The 13812-nt window shown below is 51.3% G+C and carries 14 protein-coding genes; 9 read left to right on the forward strand and 5 right to left on the reverse strand.

The annotated features are described in order from the left end of the window. Positions 1 to 29: 29 nt before the first annotated feature. From groL to EYZ66_RS04615, 3 genes are all read right to left on the reverse strand, one after another. Positions 30 to 1670: a chaperonin GroEL gene (groL, locus tag EYZ66_RS04605; protein WP_040816520.1), complete on the reverse strand. Its 1641-nt coding sequence runs from the start codon at positions 1668 to 1670 to the stop codon at positions 30 to 32. Between the two features lie 37 nt (positions 1671 to 1707). Next, a complete protein-coding gene (locus tag EYZ66_RS04610; RefSeq protein ID WP_009575594.1) occupies positions 1708 to 1998 on the reverse strand; it encodes a co-chaperone GroES in 291 nt (96 codons plus the stop codon). 165 nt (positions 1999 to 2163) lie between these two features. Then, entirely contained in the window at positions 2164 to 2589 is a 426-nt protein-coding gene (locus EYZ66_RS04615; protein WP_009575596.1) for an FxsA family protein, read from the reverse strand. Positions 2590 to 2661: 72 nt separating this feature from the next. Here EYZ66_RS04615 and EYZ66_RS04620 point away from each other — a divergent pair, with 72 nt between their 5' ends. Beyond that, entirely contained in the window at positions 2662 to 3462 is an 801-nt protein-coding gene (locus EYZ66_RS04620) for an SDR family oxidoreductase (protein ID WP_268869520.1), read from the forward strand. An 80-nt stretch (positions 3463 to 3542) separates the two neighbouring features. Here EYZ66_RS04620 and ppnP read toward each other — a convergent pair whose 3' ends face one another. Beyond that, the gene (ppnP, locus tag EYZ66_RS04625; RefSeq protein ID WP_009575600.1) at positions 3543 to 3824 is read right to left on the reverse strand and encodes a pyrimidine/purine nucleoside phosphorylase; all 282 of its coding nucleotides are present in this window, start codon (positions 3822 to 3824) and stop codon (positions 3543 to 3545) included. A gap of 242 nt (positions 3825 to 4066) precedes the next feature. Here ppnP and EYZ66_RS04630 point away from each other — a divergent pair, with 242 nt between their 5' ends. Continuing rightward, a complete protein-coding gene (locus EYZ66_RS04630) occupies positions 4067 to 5386 on the forward strand; it encodes an AmpG family muropeptide MFS transporter (protein WP_009575603.1) in 1320 nt (439 codons plus the stop codon). A 31-nt stretch (positions 5387 to 5417) separates the two neighbouring features. On the opposite strand, the gene sodB is transcribed toward EYZ66_RS04630, so the two are convergent. After that, on the reverse strand, positions 5418 to 5999 hold the full coding sequence (gene sodB, locus EYZ66_RS04635) for a superoxide dismutase [Fe] (protein WP_009575606.1): 582 nt from the start codon (positions 5997 to 5999) through the stop codon (positions 5418 to 5420). 137 nt (positions 6000 to 6136) lie between these two features. Between sodB and EYZ66_RS04640 the strand changes: the two genes are divergently transcribed. Genes EYZ66_RS04640 through murJ form a run of 7 tightly spaced genes read left to right on the forward strand, consistent with a single transcriptional unit; the run spans position 6137 to position 13794 of the window. Beyond that, positions 6137 to 6760, forward strand: coding sequence for a urate hydroxylase PuuD (locus EYZ66_RS04640; RefSeq protein WP_009575608.1), 624 nt, complete (start codon positions 6137 to 6139; stop codon positions 6758 to 6760). 57 nt (positions 6761 to 6817) lie between these two features. Then, complete coding sequence (locus EYZ66_RS04645; RefSeq protein WP_009575610.1) at positions 6818 to 7576, forward strand: hypothetical protein; 759 nt, start codon at positions 6818 to 6820, stop codon at positions 7574 to 7576. 12 nt (positions 7577 to 7588) lie between these two features. Beyond that, positions 7589 to 9112, forward strand: a complete 1524-nt coding sequence (locus EYZ66_RS04650) for a fumarate hydratase (protein WP_009575612.1) — start codon at positions 7589 to 7591, stop codon at positions 9110 to 9112. After that, positions 9105 to 10547 (forward strand): exodeoxyribonuclease I, encoded by a 1443-nt coding sequence (gene sbcB, locus EYZ66_RS04655; RefSeq protein ID WP_009575613.1) that lies wholly within the window; start codon positions 9105 to 9107, stop codon positions 10545 to 10547. Before EYZ66_RS04650 ends, sbcB begins: the two co-directional genes overlap by 8 nt. Before the next feature lie 18 nt (positions 10548 to 10565). Then, positions 10566 to 11582: an aspartate carbamoyltransferase gene (locus tag EYZ66_RS04660; protein WP_009575615.1), complete on the forward strand. Its 1017-nt coding sequence runs from the start codon at positions 10566 to 10568 to the stop codon at positions 11580 to 11582. Continuing rightward, the gene (locus tag EYZ66_RS04665) at positions 11579 to 12196 is read left to right on the forward strand and encodes an NUDIX domain-containing protein (protein ID WP_009575617.1); all 618 of its coding nucleotides are present in this window, start codon (positions 11579 to 11581) and stop codon (positions 12194 to 12196) included. The genes EYZ66_RS04660 and EYZ66_RS04665 overlap by 4 nt, the downstream gene beginning before the upstream one ends. Before the next feature lie 2 nt (positions 12197 to 12198). Further along, positions 12199 to 13794: a murein biosynthesis integral membrane protein MurJ gene (gene murJ / locus EYZ66_RS04670; protein WP_009575619.1), complete on the forward strand. Its 1596-nt coding sequence runs from the start codon at positions 12199 to 12201 to the stop codon at positions 13792 to 13794. The last annotated feature ends 18 nt before the right edge of the window (positions 13795 to 13812 follow it).

A 13812-nucleotide genomic window follows, 5' to 3' on the forward strand; every position in this document is an offset into this window, starting at 1 on the left:
CTGGGCTCTCCGTTAAGCCTAAGGCGTGCTTACATCATGCCGCCCATACCACCCATGCCGCCCATGTCAGGCATTGCAGGGCCAGCGTTCTCTTCCACAATGTCAGCAATCATGACTTCGGTGGTAATCATCAAGCCAGCAACTGACCCCGCGGCTTGAAGCGCTGTACGAGTTACTTTAGCTGGGTCAAGGATGCCCATTTCAATCATGTCGCCATAGACACCTGTGGCCGCGTTGTAGCCAAAGTTGCCTTCGCCAGACTTCACTTTGTCAAGGACTACAGAGGCTTCGTCGCCAGCGTTTGCAACGATTTGACGCAGTGGGCCTTCCATTGCACGAAGTGCAGCGTTGATGCCGTGGGTTTGATCTTCATTGTCACCAGTCAGGCCTTGAATTTCCATCAAAGCGCGAACCAATGCGACACCACCACCAGCTACCACGCCTTCCTCAACCGCAGCTCGAGTTGCATGCAGCGCATCTTCAACGCGTGCTTTCTTCTCTTTCATTTCGATTTCGGTAGCCGCGCCCACTTTAATGACAGCAACACCACCTGCTAATTTCGCAACGCGCTCTTGCAGTTTTTCGCGATCGTAGTCAGATGAGGTGTTCTCGATCTGGACACGGATTTCTTTAACGCGAGCTTGAATGGCTTCGGCATCACCTGCGCCATCAATGATGGTGGTGTTGTCTTTGTCCATGGTGACGCGCTTAGCAGTACCTAGGTGCTCTAAAGTCGCTGACTCGAGGTCTAGGCCCACTTCTTCAGAAATCACAACACCACCGGTCAGGGTCGCGATGTCTTGCAACATAGCTTTACGGCGATCGCCGAAGCCAGGTGCTTTACAGGCCGCAACTTTCACGATGCCACGCATGTTGTTCACAACCAAAGTGGCCAACGCTTCGCCTTCTACGTCTTCAGCGATAATAACCAAAGGCTTAGACGCTTTTGCTACTTGCTCAAGCAAAGGCAGCAATTCGCGGATGTTTGAGATTTTCTTGTCAACCAACAAAATGAAGGGTGAATCGACCTCGGCGCTCATGTTGTCTTGGTTGTTGATGAAGTAAGGCGATAGGTAACCGCGGTCGAACTGCATACCTTCTACGACGTCGAGTTCGTTCTGAAGACCAGAACCTTCTTCAACCGTGATAACGCCTTCTTTACCGACTTTTTCCATTGCGTCGGCAATGATGTCACCGACTTGGCTGTCGCTGTTTGCTGAGATAGTACCCACCTGAGCGATCGCTTTTTTGTCTTCACATGGAATCGCCGCGGCTGATACTTTCTCAACGGCTGCAGCAATCGCTTTGTCGATGCCGCGCTTCAGATCCATTGGGTTCATGCCGGCAGCTACGGCTTTCAGACCTTCGTTAACAATTGACTGCGCCAAAACGGTTGCAGTGGTTGTGCCGTCGCCTGCGACATCAGACGCTTGAGAGGCGACTTCTTTAACCATCTGCGCGCCCATGTTCTCGAGCTTGTCTTTCAGCTCGATTTCTTTCGCGACCGAAACACCGTCTTTAGTCACGGTAGGAGCACCGAACGACTTGTCTAGCACAACGTTACGACCTTTGGGGCCCAAAGTTGCTTTAACGGCGTCAGCAAGAGTGTTAACGCCTTTCAACATGCGCTGACGCGCCTTATCACCAAATACTACTTCTTTTGCCATGATTAAATTCCTTGACTGTTAATGTGAAACACAAGCGTTATTACTCTACGACTGCGTAGATTTCGCTTTCGCTCATAATGATTAATTCTTCACCGTCGACTTCGATAGTGTTGCTGCCAGCGTACTGACCAAACACAACTTTATCGCCGACTTTAACTGCCATGGCGCGAGTTTCGCCGTTATCCAGCGCTTTGCCTGTACCGACAGCTACCACTTCACCTTGGTTTGGTTTTTCTTTCGCAGAGCCGGGCAACAAAATGCCACCAGCTGTGGTTTGCTCTTCTTCCTTGCGACGAACGACCACACGGTCGTACAACGGACGAATATTCATTGATGTCAATCTCCACTAATCAGATGTTATAGACACCCCTTAATCAGGGCTGCTCTTTATATGGGGGTGCGGATGCCGATTTCAAGGGCTACTTAGCAGTCTTTTATGTAGAGTGCTAAAAATTTTTTATTCAGGAGTATTTTTATTATTATCAATAAGTTATGTCTACCCTCGATCCTTTTCTTCGTATTCGCCTTCGATTACTGTGAAATTTTTGTCGGCCTTTTTATCGTAAAATGTGGTTGGTTCGGGGGCTTTTTGCCCGAGCATCGAAGCAAGCTTTCGGCGTAAGGGCGCGATCAGAATAAATAAAGCGCTGATGTCAGACAGCAGGCCTGGAATCATCAACAGTATTGCCGCGAAGCCAATTGCCATGTCGTCGAGCAAGAGACGACTGCTGATCCAAGGCTGACCCGTTTGCGCCGCCTGCGCTTGCTTGAGCATGCTGAGTCCCTGCTGCTTCAGTAGTGTTAAACCACCGAAGAAGGTTGCAAGCACATAGAACAGCGTATTTAGGCTCCCGATGTGGTCACCCAACTCTATAAGCGTAAAGAGCTCAAAAAATGGGAATAATAAAATGAACAGTTGCATGGGCACCTCCGTGGTCACATCCACTGTAACATTGGGTGCTAAACCGACACTACAGTCTTCTTACTGTTGTTAATCGGGTACAATCATCGTTTTTTCAAGAGGTGTATGAAAATGGATCTAACCAATAAAGTGATCGCGATTACCGGCGGCGCCCAAGGTTTAGGCTTTAGTATGGCCGAGGGTTTAGCGAAGAAGGGCGCTCAGTTTGCCCTGATTGACGTAAACGCTGAGCGTTTGGAAGAGGCAGTCAACAAGCTTGCCGATATGGGAGCGACGGCACGTGCTTACGTGACCAACGTGGCTGACGAGCAAAGTGTTATTAATACCTTTGACGCTATTGTTCGAGATTTTGGCGCATTAAATGGGCTCGTCAACAATGCCGGTATTTTGCGCGATGGTATGTTGCTGAAAGTCAAAGATGGCGAAATCGTCAAGAAAATGTCCTTGGCTGAGTGGCAAGCGGTGATTGATGTAAACTTAACAGGCGTGTTTTTGTGTGGCCGAGAAGCTGCCGAGCGCATGGTTTCGCTAGGTACCAAGGGCGTCATCATTAATATCTCGTCGGTGTCACGCGCGGGAAATATTGGCCAAACCAATTACTCGGCTGCTAAAGCAGGCGTTGCGGCAATGGCAGTGACTTGGGCAAAAGAGCTGGCTCGGTTTGGTATTCGCGCCATGGCGATAGCGCCTGGATTTATCGGTACAGAAATGATTGCTTCCATGAAGCCTGAAGCTTTAGCGAAAATGTCTGCGCAAATACCGCTGGGTCGCGTAGGTGAGCCCTCAGAAATTGCATCGACTGTCGCCTTTATTCTTGAGAATGACTACCTGACGGGTCGTGTCATTGAAACGGACGGTGGCATACGAATCTAGGCGACAGGTTCCTCACAAGGCCTCTGATAAGATCGCTGCAGCCCCTGAAGCGCTGCAGCGATTGTTTTACTGTTTGACGTTTAGCTGTAAAAACACAAGTACGCGGTCGCTATCGCCGCTCTTACATCAAACGATTGGTTGGCTTCTATCTCAAACTGGCTGCCCGCTGAGTAGGATTGCCAATCGTCAGATCCCGGCAAACGGACGGCGAGCTCGCCGTAAACTACCTGCATAAGCTCATGCTGGCTTGTACCAAACGTATATTCGCCCGGGGCCATAACCCCAGATGTTACGCCGCCCTCTGCGCCCGCAAAGGCAATCGACTTTACCTTGCCATCAAAATATTCGTTTACGCTTAGCATAGTAGTGCTCCAATATTTGAGGCGCGAAACATACACCTTCAGCTCGAGACTGTCATTCGAAAAGTCTCGGCGTCTTTTAGAATTTGATAAACAAGTCATCGTTGTCGATTTCTTTATGAGATCCGCTCGCATAATTTTGTCAGCGTGAGTCAGGCGTGACACAATCACCGCGTCGTGGCATGCGGCGTGACCAAAGAAGTCAGTACACCTTTACGCGAACGGTTCCGACGGACTCAGTGATTATGAATTGGCAAGCAACCCTACAAACTTACAGAGATATCCGGCTACTGTGGATTTTTCTGATGGGGTGTTCTTCTGGCTTCCCCTTCGTCTTGATTGGCTCGAACTTTAGCGGGTGGCTGACTGATGCCGGTATCTCGCGAGCGCAAGTAGGCCTGATGGGCTCTGTTGCGACCGTGTATGCAGTGAACTTTATGTGGGCGCCATTGATTGATCGTGTGCGTATTCCGGTACTGGGCTCAAGGTTGGGCCAGCGGCGCAGCTGGATCTTGAGCATGCAGTTGCTGATGTTGTTGTTGGTGTTGGCGATTACTCAGGTCGATCTCTCATTGGGGTTGTGGTTGCCCGGTGTCATAGCATTGGGTATTGCCGTCTGCAGTGCAACGCAAGACATCGCCGTCGACGCTTATCGTATTGATCAATTTGCCCCTCAAGAGCAGAAATTTTTGCCTCCGGCTGCGGCGCTTGCCATTATTGGTTGGTGGACAGGGTATTCTTTGCCGGGTTACCTGGCGTTTAGCAATGCGGATGGTTTGGGCTGGAATCAGGTCTATGTATTAATGGCCGCCGTTCTCGTGGTCTTAATCTGTGCCACTTTGATGGTCGGTGAACCTAAGTCAGATCGCGATGCGCTGCAGCAACAGGCGGCTGTTCGCTACTCGCGGACGACAGGCGTGCGCGCCTGGCTGCTGGTGACCTTTATTGAGCCTTTTGCTGACTTCTTCAGGAAGAATGGTGTACGTGTTGCCCTGACGCTCATGTTGTTCATATTCTTGTTTAAAATTGGTGAGGCTTTTTTGGGCCGAATGTCGATTGTGTTCTACAAAGAGGTTGGGTTCAGTAATCAGCAGATCGCCGAGTACACTAAGCTGTTTGGCTGGATGATTACGATCGCGTTTACGATACTGGGAAGTCTGTTTAATACCCGTTTTGGTGTCGTGAAGGGTTTGTTGATTGGCGGTGTCGCCATGGCGGCAAGCAACCTAATGTTCGCGATTATTGCCGTCTCAGGTCCACTGGAATGGCTACTCCTGCTGACGCTCATTGTTGATAATTTCACAACGGCATTCTCTACGGTCGCTTTTGTATCGTTTTTGACCGCTCTTACCGGTAGGGCATTCAGCGCGACGCAATATGCCTTATTGGCATCATTGGGGAATTTGAGTCGAACAACCTTGGCCGGATTTAGTGGCTTTACGGTTGATTGGCTGGGTTCGTGGGAGCGTTTCTTCGTAGTGACCGCACTGATGGTGTTGCCATCGTTACTCATGCTTTTTATGGTGCGCGATCGATTTGAACGGTTAGCACAAGAAGGTAGCTGATTGGCGCCACGGTGGTGGCGCCAGGGTCTTGTTAAGCGAAGTTCGCGTTCACAAAGTCCCAGTTAACCAGAGCCCAGAACGCTTCCATGTATTTGGGGCGTGCGTTGCGATAGTCAACGTAGTAGGCATGCTCCCAAACGTCAACGGTCAACAAGGGCGTTACGGATGAATCCGTTAGGGGCGTAGCTGCATTGCTGGTGTTCACGATCGCAACACTGCCATCTGCATTTTTAACGAGCCATGTCCAGCCCGAGCCAAAATTGTTGAGGGCGGCATTGGTAAATTGCTCTTTGAAGGCGTCAAACGAGCCGAAGGCTGCTGTGATGGCGTCCGCAATCGCGCCGGTCGCTTGACCGCCACCATTGGGTGACAGACAGTTCCAATAAAATGTGTGGTTCCAAACTTGAGCTGCGTTGTTGAAGACGCCGCCTTCAGAGGTTTTGACGATATCTTCCAGGCTCTTCGAAGCCATATCGGTGCCGTCAACTAAGCCGTTTAATTTATCGACATAGGTTTGATGATGTTTGCCGTAATGGAATTCGAGTGTTTCGGCTGAGATATGTGGCTCAAGTGCATCTTTGGCATAAGGCAGTGAAGGGAGTTCAAAAGACATAGTCAGTCTCCTAAAAGGTGGTTAGAATGGATCCACCGACGCCTAGGTGTCATGGTGTCGGTAACGCGTAGAGGGCGGTTATGACGACCGCGGCGCGAATTATAACGTAAAAGGCTAGGTCATAGGAGACAAGAACAATGGTCGAATTAAACTTTTTGGCGCGATGGTTCCACGTATTATTTGGGGTGGTGTGGATTGGAATGTTGTACTACTTCAACTTCGTGCAGATGGCATATTTTGCAGAAGCTGAGCCCAGCGCCAAATCGGATGCGATGAAAAAATTAGCGCCGCGTGCGCTGTGGTGGTTCCGATGGGGTGCTGCGGCAACCTTTGTGACCGGGTTAGCACTTCTTCATCTGGGTGGTTACTCGTTCACGTCGATGGCAGACCGACCACTGATTTGGCTTGGTATGCTTATGGGCACTTTGATGTTCTTGAATGTGTGGCTGATCATCTGGCCTAACCAGCAAATCGTATTGGGGATGAAAGAAGGCGACGGTGCCGCCGCTGGCGCAAAAGCGACCCTGGCGTCACGCACAAATACCTTGTTTTCTGGCCCGATGTTATTTGGTATGTTGGCGGCTTCACACTACGCAGTCGGAGCATCGCCACAAGCGTTTTATGTAGGCGCCGGTGTAGTACTGTTGCTCGAGATCAATGCGATTTTTGGTAAGCTGGGCGTTCTTAAGTCAACGGTGGGCGTCATTCATTCTAGTTTGGCTCTTACCCTTATTTTATGGGGCCTTGTTAGCTACCTCTAGAGGGTTTCTGCGCAGTCCTGCGCAGGGTATAATCGGGTTTTTGATTGGAATAGCCGCATGGCCGACGATTTTGAACCCCTAACCTCGATAGTTGCTGAGGTCGACGAAGATCGTCGACCTCAGCAACGTCCTCGGCGCCCGGCAGCCTCAGGTCTTGGTGCCCGAATCTTCACCGCCACGTTTGTTTTCGTTGCACTTGCCGTCGCCGTGGCAAGCGTTATCTGGTCATGGCAACTTCAGCAGCAGCTAGTGGAAGCTAGCCACATTATGGAGCGTCATAACGAACGGATTATGGAGCTCGAGGCAGCGCTTGCCGATACCGATGAAGGGTTGAGTCAGAACGCTGCGCAAATGGCGGTTCGTATCAAAGAGCTTTACTCCGAAGTCGATAAACTCTGGGCCAGCGCGTGGCGACGTAATAAGGCTGATATCGAAGCTTTACAAAAAGCGTCTACGAATCAAGATAAAGCCCTTAAGGCTTTAGTGACAGCGGATAAAACCGCGATCGACGAGCGAGCTCAAACCACAGCCATGCTGGATTTGCTGCGTAAAGATATGGCGGCATTAAAGTCGGTTGCCTCGGATTTGGAGCGGCTGACCGCGAATGCTTCAAGCAACCAGACCGCGCTTGAGCGCACCGCAGACAAAGTGAATAAGTTGACCCTGCAATTCGCTGCGCTATCTAAGCGGGTCGAGGGTAATGAAGAGTGGATTGGCTCGATTAACGCCTTCCGCCGTCAAGTAAATACAACACTCAGCGACCTACAGCGCGCGGTGCGTGAGTTGGAAGCACCAGCGACACCCTCTAGCCCCTAAATCGGAGACCCCATGACCGTTATTCGCCAAGACGACTTTATCGATAGCGTTGCCGACGCTCTTCAGTTTATTTCGTACTATCACCCCAAGGATTTTGTACAGGCCTTACATCAAGCTTACGAGCACGAATTAAACCCGGCTGCGAAAGATGCCATGGCGCAGATCTTGATTAACTCAAGATTGTGCGCGCAGGGTAAGCGACCAATCTGCCAGGATACCGGTATCGTTACCGTCTTTTTAAAAATTGGTATGAATGTGGTTTGGGATGCGACCATGTCGGTTGCTGATATGGTCAACGAGGGCGTGCGTCGCGCCTACACCCACCCCGACAACGTGTTGCGTGCCTCGATTCTCGAGGATCCAGCGGGTGCGCGCCGCAATACCAAAGACAACACGCCTGCCGTTATTCACATGGAGGTTGTGGCCGGCGATACCGTCGATGTTCAGGTGGCGGCAAAAGGTGGTGGCTCTGAAAACAAATCTAAGTTGGCGATGTTGAATCCGTCTGACAGTATCGTGGACTGGGTGGTAAAAACTGTACCGACCATGGGTGCAGGCTGGTGCCCACCGGGCATGTTGGGGATAGGTATTGGTGGCACTGCAGAGAAGGCCGCCGTCATGGCGAAAGAATCTCTGATGGACCCTATCGATATCCACGAATTGCGCAAACGAGGTCCATCGAATCGCGTCGAAGAACTGCGTTTGGAAATTATGGATGCGGTAAACCGTTTGGGTATCGGTGCCCAAGGTTTGGGCGGATTAACGACCGTGCTAGACGTTAAAATCAAAGACTACCCCACGCATGCTGCGTCTTTGCCTGTCGCCATGATTCCGAACTGCGCAGCGACTCGCCACGCACACTTTGTGCTAGACGGCTCGGGTCCTGCGCTGCAGACGCCCCCCGATCTGAATGATTGGCCTGATATTACTTGGGAAGTCGGTGATTCAGTTCGCCGCGTGAATCTGGATACGGTAACGCAAGAAGAGGCTGCTTCTTGGAAGCCCGGTGATACCCTTTTGCTGTCAGGCAAAATGTTGACCGGTCGTGATGCGGCGCACAAGAAAATGAAAGAATTAATTGAAAGCGGTGAAGGGTTACCCGACGGTGTGGACTTGAAAGGACGCTTTATCTATTACGTGGGTCCTGTTGACCCTGTGCGTGACGAAATTGTCGGTCCTGCGGGTCCAACGACGTCTACTCGCATGGATAAGTTTACCGACTTTATTCTCGAGGAGACTGGCTTGTTGGGCATGATCGGTAAAGCTGAGCGGGGCCCCGCCGGAATCGAAGCTATCAAGAAGCACAAGGCGGTTTATTTAATGGCGGTAGGTGGCGCGGCTTACCTGGTGTCTAAAGCGATCACCTCGTCACGTGTTGTCGCTTTTGAAGAGTTGGGCATGGAAGCTATTTACGAGTTTGAAGTCAAGGACATGCCCGTGAGCGTCGCGGTCGACGTAAATGGTGTATCGGTGCATCAAACTGGACCGCAGGAATGGCGAGCCAAAATCGAAGAGCAGGCACTCGAGCTTGTCTGATACCTTTTACTGGCACGATTACGAAACCTTCGGGGCGAGTCCTGCCAAGGACCGCCCTTGCCAGTTTGCCGGATTACGAACCGACGCGAATTTGAATGTTATAGGCGATCCACTTGTCGTTTATTCGCGTCCGACGCCCGACTACTTGCCCAACCCGATGGCGGTACTGGTCACCGGTATAACACCACAAGAAGCGCTGCAGAAAGGGCTGTCTGAGCGAGAGTTTATCACGCGAATTCATGCCGAATTAAGTCAGCCTTTGACTTGCGGGGTAGGTTACAACTCACTGCGTTTTGATGACGAAGTCACGCGTTACACCCTGTACCGAAATTTTTTTGATCCCTATGGCCGCGAGTATCAAGACGGCAATTCTCGTTGGGATTTGATTGATCTTGTGCGGGCGAGCTATGCGCTAAGACCTGAAGGGATCGAGTGGCCGATGTCTGACGACGGGTTTATGTCGGCAAAACTTGAGCGTTTAACAGCCGCAAATGGTATTGAGCATGCGGGTGCGCACGATGCCTTGGTAGACGTTAAAGCCACCATTGAATTGGCAAAGCTGATCAAAACCAAGCAGCCTAAACTGTTCGAGTATTACTTAGGTCTGCGTTTCAAACGCGCTGCCCAAGACCAGTTGGCGCTAGGTCAGTGGCGTCCAATATTGCACGTCTCTGGCATGTTCGGCGCGCGCCATGCCAACATCGGCTTGGTGGTGCCAGCCATTCAGCACCCGACCAATAAAAACGAGATTATTACCATCGACCTGAGTCAGTCGCCCGAGAAACTCTTGGATTATTCGGCGGATGAATTGCGTCAGCGCCTGTACACGCCGGCAGATCAACTCGACGGCGAGCGCCCTGCCTTAAAGTCGATTCACATCAATCGCGCGCCTTTTGTGGCACCGGCAAAAATGATGACCGATGAAGTGGCGGCCAGAGCGAATTTGGATTTGGTCGCCTTGCGCGAGAACATGAAAGCTCTGCAGGCGTTGATGAAAGAGCGGGGCAATGAATTGCTAGCGCTATTGCGCGATGTGTACGCTCACAAGCGTGTCGCGGAGCCGACTGACCCCGAGTGGGACTTGTATGGCGGGTTTCTGTCTGATGGTGATAGACGCTTGTGCGACCAAATTAAAAGCGCCTCCCCACAGATACTAGCTCGAAGCAGCTTCCCTTTTGAGGATCGTCGTTTGGGTGAATTGTTGTTTCGATATCGCGCGCGTAACTTTCCTGACACCCTATCCCTTGATGAAAAAATGCAGTGGCAAGAATATTGTTTTGAGCGTATAACGCGCGAAGATCAGGGCTTGATGCACATGGAGCGTTTGTTCGAGGAAATCGCTGTAATACGACAAGTTTCAGACGATGATCCACGAGCTATGCAGTTGATGGATGCATTAGAATCTTATTCGGACACATTGTTGGCGCTGGAATAGCGCTTTAAAGGAGTTTGTGTGAAGTTCGCCGGCAGTCATATTTTATCGGTGTCACAGTTTGAGCGCGCAGATGTAGAACACGTATTCACGGTGGCTGATCGTATGCGCCCATTCGCAGAGCGTGAACTCATGACCAAGGCCTTGGACGGCGCGATTCTGGGGGCGATGTTTTTTGAGCCATCGACCCGAACGCGAGTGAGCTTTGGTAGTGCCTTCAACTTGCTAGGTGGCGAAGTGCGTGAGACTACTGGGTTTGAGCACAGTGCCATTGCTAAAGGCGAATCGCTTTACGACACTGCTCGTGTGATCAGTGGCTACAGCGATGTCATTGCGATGCGTCACCCTGAATCGGGCTCGGTCAGTGAGTTTGCTGCGGCGAGTCGTGTGCCCGTCATAAATGGCGGGGACGGCAGTAACGAACATCCAAGCCAGGCCTTGCTGGATTTATACACCATTCGTAAAGAGCGCCAGGACCAAGGTGGTGGGGTCGATGGATTGCGAATAGCGCTGGTCGGCGATTTAAAATACGGGCGCACCGTACACTCGCTTTGTCAGTTGCTTTCGGTATTTAAAAACTTGCACATCGTCTTAGTGTCGCCCAAAGAATTGTGCATGCCCGAGACCATAATCGAGCACTTGCGTCAGGCAGGCCATACGGTAATCGAGTCGGATCAACTGGAAGCGTCGATTAGCCAGGTTGATATTGTGTATTCAACCAGATTGCAGGAAGAGCGTTTTAGTTCGACACAAGAGGCTGACCTGTACCGCGGGCGTTTCCGCTTGAATCAGGCGATTTACACCCAGAATTGTCAACCGAATACGGTGATTATGCACCCTCTACCACGCGACAGTCGTGCCAATGCTCGTGAGCTGGATGTGGATCTTAACGACAACCCGAATTTGGCGATCTTTCGCCAGACCGACAATGGTGTTCTGGTGCGCATGGCGTTATTTGCGCTGATTTTAGATGTTGTCGCTCTGGTGGAAAAAGAGGCGCGCCCCGTTCGATGGTTTACGGCAAGACGGTTTAAATGACTGATTTGCCCCAATACACCCGAGCGGATGTTGAGATACTAGAACAGGATTGGGTTTTTCGGGGTTATTTTGGCGTTCGTAGAGTCACGCTCCGGCATCGCAAGTTTGACGGGAGTTGGAGCGACGCTATTACCCGCGAACTATTTGAGCGCGGTGATGCCGTAGCGGTGTTGCCCTACGATGTGGTGCGGGACGAGCTCATTTTGATTGAGCAGTTTCGTCCGGGCGCTTTAGGTGACGGCCGCAGTCCATGGATGTTGGAACTCGTCGCGGGTGTGGTCGAGCCCGACGAGTCCGACAGCGAGGTGGCGCATCGAGAAGCTTTAGAAGAAGCGGGTTGCACTCTGGACAAAATCGAGCTGATAGCCACGTTTTACCCCAGTGCTGGTGCGTGCACGGAGCAAATTCGGTGTTTCGTGGGGCGGGTAGACAGTGCTCCTGAGAGGGGGGTCTTTGGTTTGGATGAAGAACATGAGGACATCAAGGTCCATCGAGTTTCTTGTGAGCAGGCCTTTGCCATGCTCCGCGACAATAAAGTGAATAACGGGCATACCTTAATTGCACTGCAGTGGTTGGCCCTGAATCATCAAGCCCTGCGTGAACGGTGGCTGTGAGTATGGATGACTCTCGCTCTGTTGTATCGAGCAGACCCTCAAAAGGCGGTTTGCTAGGTTCCAGCGCGATCGTTGCCAGCATGACCTTTTTGTCGCGCATTCTGGGACTTATTCGAGATGTAGTACTCGCTGGCTTTATCGGTGCCACGGCCAACGCCGATGCGTTTTTTGTGGCGTTCAAAATTCCCAATTTTTTGCGTCGTCTATTCGCTGAGGGTGCCTTTGCGCAGGCCTTCATTCCAGTGCTTGCTGATTATCGAGCCTCCGGTGACGAGCAGGCCATACAGCAATTTATCAATAAAGTCACCGGCATGCTCGGCGGCGTGCTAATTGCCGTTACTGCCTTCATGATGGTGGCTGCCCCGGTTGTCACTGCCATTTTTGCGCCTGGATTTGTGGGCGATAGCGCTAAGTTTACGCTGACCGCTGAGATGCTGCGCATTACCTTTCCCTATTTGTTGTTTATCTCCTTGACAGGCGTTGCAGGCGCGATTCTTAACTCTTACGGTTATTTTGCGGTGCCCGCCGTGACACCTGTGTTATTAAATATTTGCTTGATTGGAGCAGCCTTGGTTGCAGCCCCCTGGTTCGAGCCACCCATTATGGCTTTGGCCTGGGGGGTGTTTGCAGCGGGTGCTTGTCAGTTAACGTTGCAGCTGCCATTTTTAAGTCGAATTCAACGCTTGCCCAAACCGGTTTGGGATCGCAAAGATGAGGGCGTCCGCCGAGTACTGTGGCTGATGGTGCCCGCGCTATTTGGCGTTTCGGTCAGTCAAATTAATTTACTGCTTGATACGGTATTGGCGTCGCTGTTACCCAGTGGGTCGGTATCTTGGTTGTATTACTCCGACCGCCTGACTGAGCTGCCCCTGGGTGTTTTTGGTATCGCGATTGCCACGGTGATTTTGCCAAACCTCTCCGACTTGAAAGCCCAACAAAATAGCGAGCAGGCAAAGCGAGTGCTCGACTGGGCTGTACGTATGGTGGTACTCATCGCCTTACCTGCGACGGTGGCTTTGTGGATTTTGAGTGAGCCCATATTGATTACGTTGTTTCAGTATGGCGCTATGCAAGAGCATGACATCGCAATGGCTACCCTGAGTATGCGAGCCTATGCTCTGGGGTTATTGGCCTTTATGCTGATTAAAGTCTTGGCTCCTGGTTTCTATGCCCAAAAAGATACGAAAACGCCGGTTAAAATTGGTGTCATCGCCATGGTCAGTAACATGGTGCTGAATGTCGCGTTTGTGTTCCCTTTGATGCATTGGTATGACGTGGGCCATGTGGGGTTGGCTTTGGCTACATCCTGCTCCGCCTTTATCAATGCGGGTCTATTGATGCGTGGCCTGCGAGCGCGAGATTTACTGACTTGGCAAGCAGGTTGGGTTAAGTTTTTGGTGACTCTGATCTTAGCTTTGGTCCTCATGAGCGCCGTTTTACTGCTGATACCACCACTGATGCAAGATTTTGCGGGGTTGCCGTGGTGGCGTCGATCTGTTCAGCTTGCAGGGCTTGTTGTCGCAGGCGCTTTGTCTTTTGGGATTGTGGCGTATTTTGGCGGTATTCGCCTGGCTCAATTACGGTCGCCGAGCTTATAAAAAGGCATCATCGGGTTA

It is taken from the genome of Aequoribacter fuscus (genome assembly GCF_009910365.1).
GTDB lineage: Bacteria > Pseudomonadota > Gammaproteobacteria > Pseudomonadales > Halieaceae > Aequoribacter > Aequoribacter fuscus.

What these genes read in the sequence shown, in the direction of transcription:
- EYZ66_RS04645 (WP_009575610.1), top strand. Translation starts at nt 6,818, where the DNA reads ATGGCCGACGATTTTGAACCCCTAACCTCGATAGTTGCTGAGGTCGAC.
- EYZ66_RS04650 (WP_009575612.1), top strand. Translation starts at nt 7,589, where the DNA reads ATGACCGTTATTCGCCAAGACGACTTTATCGATAGCGTTGCCGACGCT.
- murJ (WP_009575619.1), top strand. Translation starts at nt 12,199, where the DNA reads ATGGATGACTCTCGCTCTGTTGTATCGAGCAGACCCTCAAAAGGCGGT.
- EYZ66_RS04665 (WP_009575617.1), top strand. Translation starts at nt 11,579, where the DNA reads ATGACTGATTTGCCCCAATACACCCGAGCGGATGTTGAGATACTAGAA.
- sodB (WP_009575606.1), bottom strand. Translation starts at nt 5,999, where the DNA reads ATGTCTTTTGAACTCCCTTCACTGCCTTATGCCAAAGATGCACTTGAG.
- EYZ66_RS04610 (WP_009575594.1), bottom strand. Translation starts at nt 1,998, where the DNA reads ATGAATATTCGTCCGTTGTACGACCGTGTGGTCGTTCGTCGCAAGGAA.
- EYZ66_RS04640 (WP_009575608.1), top strand. Translation starts at nt 6,137, where the DNA reads ATGGTCGAATTAAACTTTTTGGCGCGATGGTTCCACGTATTATTTGGG.
- EYZ66_RS04630 (WP_009575603.1), top strand. Translation starts at nt 4,067, where the DNA reads ATGAATTGGCAAGCAACCCTACAAACTTACAGAGATATCCGGCTACTG.
- EYZ66_RS04615 (WP_009575596.1), bottom strand. Translation starts at nt 2,589, where the DNA reads ATGCAACTGTTCATTTTATTATTCCCATTTTTTGAGCTCTTTACGCTT.
- ppnP (WP_009575600.1), bottom strand. Translation starts at nt 3,824, where the DNA reads ATGCTAAGCGTAAACGAATATTTTGATGGCAAGGTAAAGTCGATTGCC.